At 40.9% G+C, this 2,550-nt stretch carries 1 protein-coding gene; it reads right to left on the minus strand.

The annotated features are described in order from the left end of the window. Positions 1-340: 340 nt before the first annotated feature. Positions 341-2,068 carry an alpha/beta hydrolase gene (locus ASU02_RS25365; RefSeq protein ID WP_057768455.1) on the minus strand — a complete coding sequence of 576 codons (1,728 nt, stop codon included), beginning with the start codon at positions 2,066-2,068 and terminating at the stop codon, positions 341-343. Positions 2,069-2,550 lie beyond the last annotated feature (482 nt).

Here is a 2,550-nt window from a genome sequence, read left to right on the forward strand (position 1 = left end):
TAAAAAATTAAGGACTTTTTTATAAAAAGGGGTTCGGAATGAGACCATTCCGAACCCCTTTTGTCGACAATCTGAAATCCCGAATCTATTAGAGATTCGGGATTTTTTACTGGCTGTTTTAGAAACACTTATGCCAGTTAATATAATATTGGCGGATGTTGATTTCCGCTCCAGGAAGCTCGCTTTCCGCAGGGCGGGCGCTGAGCCTCCTCGGCGCACGCACCTGTGGGGTCTCAGCTGTCCCACTACTCCCGCCGGAGTCTCGCACCTTCCGCTCCAATCAATCAAGTTTTTTGGCAGACTATGTTCATTCCCAAAACGGATTCAAAACAGTAAACTTTTAATAAAGTTCCTTTAACTTTGCCTTAGATGGGGTTTTATAGTTCACATAGCCTTTCATGTTTGTAATATAGTGATTATCCCCAAGGCCATATTGTCCACCAAATTTATTATCGTATTTATATACACGGTATTGTTCACCAGGCTTAAGCACTCTTACAAACGTAAGCTTATCCCCTTCACGTTTCCAAAGATTAATCGGCTTGACCACTTCAATTTTGCCAATTTGCCCTTTTTTCATTAGCAGCCCATCCCAATAAACCTTTGGCGACGGCTTCTGCTCGCCAGGCTTTGGTTCTGGTTTTTCCACATCTGATTTAATACTGCCTGTTTTCACCCACTCAGCAATATCAGATAAGAAGGACTCCGACACATTTCCAGGTGTCATATATTCTGTCATCCAGTTCGGTTCGCCTGGATAATCCACTAGTGTATGGAACATATTTGGATATAGTTTATAATCCACATTGTCACGGTTTTCTAAGGCAGATTTCCAAGCTTCAAATTCAGAGACAGGAACTTGAAGATCCTTTCCTCCTTGTAATAGCAAGGTCGGAATATCTTGCTTCATTGCTAACTCTGTTGGAACATAATCACGCAGATCAAACCACCAATAACCTGGCTGTAATAGAAAATCAGCCGGAATATTTTCCTTCGTATTTTTCGGATCCTTTAAAATTCCAAATTGCTTTTGATAAGTTGCAAGCGTCTCTTTTAAAGCATTGATTTGCTCCTTTGGTGCCTGCATTTTTTCAGCAAGCTTTAATTGCTCTTCCATTTGCCAAAGCATTAGATCATGGAATTTCCCAGCAGGACCAGCAACACCTATGATCCCTTTAATATCATCTTTCTTATCATTTTCCACAATTAATGGGAGCGCGAACGCACCTTGGCTATGCCCCAAAACAAAGATATTCTTCGAGTCAATCTCAGGGAGGGACTTCAGTTTATCAACTGCAAGGTTCGCATCAATGACTGTTTCCTCTTGAATGGAGAATTTCGGCTCCATCCCCGTCTTAACCGTATGAACTCTTGTTCGTTTGTCATAGCGCAATACAGCAACTCCATCATTGGCAAGACCTGCCGCGATATCACGGAAAGGCTTGAAGACCGTCATCGTTTCATCCATATCATTCGGACCGGAACCATGAACAAGAACAACAACCGGGAATGGCCCTTTTCCTTTCGGGACCGTCAGTACTCCGGGCAATGCATACTTTCCTTCTCCGATGATTACTTCTTTTTCTGTATAGTTTTCAGGGTGATTGTAAGATGGATTTAGGAAGCTTTCAGGTGCTGTGATGACATCAAACAAGAAATCATCTATCTTCCCTTCCCTATTAAACTTAATCACTTGTTTATAAGCACCTTGCTTCGCCTTTACAATATAGGTTACCTTCGTATGTACCCCATCATTCTTTACACCTTCTAATGATGTTTCTTTTACTTCACCATATGGGGTCGACAGCTGTGTCCATAATGTTGAAAACGTCTCTTTCGATACTGCAGATTGAAGATTCTGACTTAATTGTGTATAAGCAGCCTCCCAATTTTTAGCTTTAACAAATTCAAGAAATTCATTTGCACTCGTTTCATAGTTGATTTCATTCTTTACTTCTTGTGCTGAGACATGATGTTCAGAGATGGATAAACTGCCTACAGCACCTGTAAGTCCGAGTGAGCCTGCTAACATAAGCACGCTAATCGACTTCATTGTCTTTTTCGCCATTTTCATTCCTCCTCAGTCTTTTGTCTACTTATTTAATACGATTGAGGATGGGAAAAGGTTCATTTTTTGGAAAAAACAATCTTGTGTTTCTTGGACAGTTCCCCCGGCAATTTCGGAGATTTTGTCCCATAGACCTTTTCTATGGGACATTCCCTTCAGTAATTTCGGAGATTTTGTCTCATAGTCCTCTTCTATGGGACATTTCCTTCAGCAATTCCGTTGATTTTGTCTCATTGACCTTTTCTATGGGACATTCCCTTCAGCAATTCCGTTGATTTTGTCCCATAGAGCTCTTATACGGGACATTCCCTTCAGCAATTCCGTTGATTTTGTCCCATAGTTCTCTTCTATGGGACATTTCCATTAGTAATTCCGGAGAATTTGTCTCATAGGCCTTTTCTACGGGGATAAAGTCCATATAATTGTGTAAAAAGAAAGAGTCATTTTATTCACTCTTGGCAACACTGTTTTCAGCGACGATA

It is taken from the genome of Cytobacillus praedii, from assembly GCF_001439605.1.
Lineage (GTDB): Bacteria > Bacillota > Bacilli > Bacillales > Cytobacillaceae > Cytobacillus > Cytobacillus praedii.

Excerpts from the sequence above, each read along its gene's own strand:
- ASU02_RS25365 (WP_057768455.1), bottom strand. The coding sequence starts at position 2,068 with ATGGCGAAAAAGACAATGAAGTCGATTAGCGTGCTTATGTTAGCAGGC.